General features: G+C 46.6%; 4 protein-coding genes and 1 pseudogene. 3 read left to right on the top strand and 2 right to left on the bottom strand.

Annotated elements, in window-relative coordinates; translation table 11 throughout:
* Positions 1–215 precede the first annotated feature (215 nt).
* A complete protein-coding gene (locus tag DWY89_RS14105; RefSeq protein WP_107001909.1) occupies positions 216–836 on the top strand; it encodes a flavodoxin family protein in 621 nt (206 codons plus the stop codon).
* A gap of 30 nt (positions 837–866) precedes the next feature.
* Here the strand turns inward: DWY89_RS14105 and DWY89_RS14110 are convergent.
* Positions 867–1,175, bottom strand: a pseudogene (locus DWY89_RS14110) (Uma2 family endonuclease); the annotation flags it as partial.
* A 377-nt stretch (positions 1,176–1,552) separates the two neighbouring features.
* Complete coding sequence (locus DWY89_RS14115) at positions 1,553–2,539, bottom strand: LysR family transcriptional regulator (RefSeq protein WP_182428007.1); 987 nt, start codon at positions 2,537–2,539, stop codon at positions 1,553–1,555.
* 270 nt (positions 2,540–2,809) lie between these two features.
* On the opposite strand from DWY89_RS14115, the gene DWY89_RS14120 reads away from it, so the two are divergent.
* Together DWY89_RS14120 and DWY89_RS14125 are read left to right on the top strand one after the other, a co-directional pair.
* Positions 2,810–3,385, top strand: coding sequence for a chromate transporter (locus DWY89_RS14120; RefSeq protein WP_118494322.1), 576 nt, complete (start codon positions 2,810–2,812; stop codon positions 3,383–3,385).
* Between the two features lie 15 nt (positions 3,386–3,400).
* Positions 3,401–3,964 carry a chromate transporter gene (locus DWY89_RS14125; RefSeq protein ID WP_118494319.1) on the top strand — a complete coding sequence of 188 codons (564 nt, stop codon included), beginning with the start codon at positions 3,401–3,403 and terminating at the stop codon, positions 3,962–3,964.
* Positions 3,965–4,179 lie beyond the last annotated feature (215 nt).

Here is a 4,179-nt window from a genome sequence, read left to right on the forward strand (position 1 = left end):
CGCGACCTTGCCAAGGTCGAGGCCGCGGGTTCGAGTCCCGTCTCGCGCTCTTTTTTATTATTGCGGAAGCTTTGATTCATCAGGGTTTCCGCTTTTTTGCATTTTCATTTTTATGTAGACAGTTGTAGACACCTGAAGACAATATATACGCTTACAGACTGTTTAAAAGCAATTTGTTGGAATAAATGTATCGTAGAGTAAAAGGAGGAAACCAAATGAGCAAGGTATTAATTCTAAACGGAAGTCCACGTGTAAACGGCAACACATCCATTGCCATCCGGGAAATAGAGAATGTATTTCGAAATAGTGGGGTAGAGGTAACAACCATACAGATTGGAAATAAAGATATCCGGGGCTGTATTGCCTGTAATCAGTGCAGCAAAATTGGAAAATGTGTGTTTGATGATATCGTAAATGAACTGGCACCTCTCTTTGAGGCGGCGGATGGTCTGGTGATTGCCAGTCCGGTCTACTATGCATCGGCTAATGCGACGCTGATTGCCTGTCTTGACCGCTTGTTTTACAGCACGTCCTTTGATAAGAGCATGAAGGTGGGTGCCAGTGTAGTCTGTGCACGCAGAGGTGGCTGCTCAGCGACTTTTGATGAATTGAACAAATTTTTTACCATCAGCAATATGCCGATCGCATCCAGCAGATACTGGAACAGTATTCACGGCTGTGAGAAAGGGGAGGCAGAGATGGATGAGGAAGGCAAGCAGACGATGCGGATGCTTGCAAAGAATATGACATTTCTTATGAAGTCCATCGAGCTTGGCAAGAAAGAATATGGTCTTCCGGAACAGGAGGAGCGGACGGCGACGAATTTTATTCGGTAAGTTTAAGGGAGTCAGAGCATTTTTGATAATGTAGTCCATGCGCCGGCTGGATAGAGATACGATTTCGAAAATGAGATCGGGAGCGCCGGAACAGCCGCGGTCGGTCAATTTATTCGGATCACAGATAAGAGAGATATCCGGCTCAACCCAATCTTTATCATCCGCATCCAGATTGACAGCGAAAGGAGGCGGATAAACGCGGCATTCTCCGCCGTTGGACTCGATATAATTTCCAAGAAGGCGGGAAATCTGGTAGGAAATTTCCTTATGAATCCGGCTCGGAGGTGCCATATTATAAAATTGCCCGTCGATCAGCTCTGCACGCTGCCCGTCGGGCAAATTCCAGTAATCTTTTGAAATATAGGTATACCTATACCTAAAAGTATATTACAGGAAGAAATTATTTTCAATCATCTGTACGTATTCGCAACCAATCCCAGATAACCTCAGCGTCGTATCCGGTCATATGGATAATGATGACCTGATAATCGCGAACCGTCTCATACGGAAGTTTACCGGAACCGTCATGCATTCATCACAGGAAAAGGCTGTAGCGGACGATGGCATACTCTAACGCGATCCCCTTCATCTGTAGAATCATATCTTCCAGTCCGCTGCCTGGTTCCAGTAGAGCGGAAAAGAACGCATTTGCCAGAAAATGACGAAGAGGCATCTGATAGAGCACCGATGCATTTCGAAATTTTTCCCAGGGTAGTTCAATATCGCAGATCAGTGAGCGTAGCTGCGGGAGAGTCCTTCGGAAAATTTCTGTGGACAGGATATGCATGGGGAGAGATTCCCGGGGGATTTTGAGCGGAAATATGGTTGGATGGCAAAAGTTCACGCGCCATTTGGATAAAATCCTGCATGACAGGAGACAGAAACTTGCTTTGATGCCACGCCAGATGAACGGTATTTTGAAAAGAAAAATCCGAAAAATAGATCCGGGAAATGGTACTGAGTCTCAGCTCAGCTTCGAGCATAGCGCTTGGCAGAATTGTGACGCCAAGCCCCAGGCGGACGGCTTCGAGAATGGCCTCTTGTGAGGTACTTTCCCAGGCAGGGGTGACCTCACAGCCGGTCTGGCGGATGGCATTTTGAAATACTTCATAGGAGGTGCTGCCGACTTCGCGGAAGAGCAGCGGTTGTTTCATAAATGTATTGATGGAAACGGTTTTTCCTGCCATCGGGTGTCCCGGCGCGCAGATGGCGGTGTAGTGTTCCTGAAACAGGGGAGTCAGGGCAATCTGTTCGGAGCGGATGGTTCCGCCGACGATTGCAAGATCTAGCGCCCCATTTAAGAGCATGGCTTCCGTCTGTGCGGTCGTCTGTATATGGACCTGCGTGTGTACCTGGGGATATGTCTCTTGAAATAGCTGCATGAAACGTGGTAGATAGGAAATCCCCACGTTGGTGCTGGCACCGATGCGGAGAACTCCGCTGATTCCGGAATTGGAAAATGCCAGTTCCATTTCATCGTACATCTGGATAAAATGGCGTGCATAGTCGAGAAAACGCCGCCCTTCGCCGGTAATTCGCAGACGCTGGTTGATGCGGTCGAAAAATAATGTTCCGTAGTGTTCTTCGAGCTCCCGGACGGCGGTGCTGACGGTTGGCTGCGTCAGGTAGAGATTGCGCGCCGCCTGTGTGATGCTTCCGGCGGATGCTACTTCGATAAAAATTCGGAAATGCCGCAGTGTCATGAAAACTCCTTTCCTGAATGTTTCATAAGGAGTGGGAAACATTCGTATTTGTATGTTTGTCCTACTTTTTTCCTGCCGTCAGAAATATTATTTTTGACGGCGTTGCTTTTATAGAGAATCATAGATATTTTAATAATAACTATATATAAATTATAGTAATTTTAAAATGAATTGGCAAGTGTTATAATGGGCACAGAAAAAGGAATGTTGTTTTGCGTGAAGGAGAACTGGGAGAGACAAAAGATAAAATAGAAAAAGGGGGAATGGCAGATGAAACAGAAGCATCAACTGCTGGTTTTATTTTTAAAAACACTTTATATCAGCGCATTTACATTCGGGGGCGGTTTTGTCATTGTGACATTTATGAAGAAATGTTTCGTGGATGAGCTTCACTGGATTGATGAACAGGAAATGCTTGATTTTACCGCACTGGCACAGTCCTGTCCGGGCGCGATTGCGGTAAATGGGGCAATTTTGGTTGGTTGGAAAGTATATGGGTTTGCCGGAATGGTGGTGGCAGTCATCGGAACGATTCTTCCGCCGATGGCGATTCTGGCGGTTTTATCCGTCTGTTACGCCGCGTTTGCGTCGAACGTCTGGGTGGCAGCAGCACTAGAGGGAATGCGAGTCGGCGTGGCGGCTGTGATTCTGGATGTTTCCTGTGGGCTGGGAGTGAATGTTCTGAAGGAAAAAAAGCTGTATTCAATTGCAATCATGGTAATTGCGTTCCTGGCTGATTTTGTGCTGGATGTGAATGTAATCTATATCATTGCGGCGGGTATTCTGGCGGGAACGATTCGATTTATCTGGATGAGAAAACGTGAGCAGACGACCGGTGCGGTATAGAGGGGGAGAATAGATATGATCTATATACAATTATTTTTGAGCTTTCTGCAGATAGGGCTTTTCAGCGTGGGCGGCGGCTACGCGGCGATTCCACTGGTACAGAGCCTGATTGTGGAACGACAGGGATGGATCACGATGACGGAGTTTACGAATCTTATCACGATCGCGGAAATGACGCCGGGACCGATTGCGGTCAATTCAGCAACCTTTGTCGGAATTCGGATAGCGGGACTTCCGGGGGCGGTTGCGGCAACCTGGGGATGTATTTTCCCATCTTGTATCATTGTATCGGTACTGGCATACATATATCGGCGTTACCGCGGCGGCTCTGCGATGGGAAATATTTTAGGCAGTCTTCGCCCAGCGGTAGTGGCGCTGATCGCAGGTGCCGGACTTTCGATGCTACTGGCAGCAGTTCTTCCAGAGGTAAATGGGGAGAGGGTGATCCAGTGGGGCAGTCTGGTTCTTTTTTCGGCAGCTTTTATAGCGCTCCGCAAATGGAAACTGAACCCAATTCTTGTGATGTGGGTCTGCGGCGGTGTCAGCCTGGCAGTTAAATTGATTGAGTATCATTTGTAGAGAAGGTAGTATAGGAATAGGTAATAGATATAAATGAGAGTGTAGATGGAAAGTGAAAGCTGTATTTATGAATGGATGGAAATGGCATCGGATTCTTTTGATTCGATGCCATTTCTGGGATTAGGGGAAATAGATGCATAGACTTCAAATGGTTAGAATATTCTAAAAAATCACAACAAAATAAAAAGAATAACAAATATAGAAAAATCGTTGAC

Origin of the sequence: Clostridium sp. AF27-5AA, assembly GCF_003478415.1 — a bacterium.
Taxonomy (GTDB): domain Bacteria; phylum Bacillota; class Clostridia; order Lachnospirales; family Lachnospiraceae; genus Otoolea; species Otoolea fessa.

What these genes read in the sequence shown, in the direction of transcription:
- DWY89_RS14105 (WP_107001909.1), top strand. Translation starts at nt 216, where the DNA reads ATGAGCAAGGTATTAATTCTAAACGGAAGTCCACGTGTAAACGGCAAC.
- DWY89_RS14115 (WP_182428007.1), bottom strand. Translation starts at nt 2,539, where the DNA reads ATGACACTGCGGCATTTCCGAATTTTTATCGAAGTAGCATCCGCCGGA.
- DWY89_RS14120 (WP_118494322.1), top strand. Translation starts at nt 2,810, where the DNA reads ATGAAACAGAAGCATCAACTGCTGGTTTTATTTTTAAAAACACTTTAT.
- DWY89_RS14125 (WP_118494319.1), top strand. Translation starts at nt 3,401, where the DNA reads ATGATCTATATACAATTATTTTTGAGCTTTCTGCAGATAGGGCTTTTC.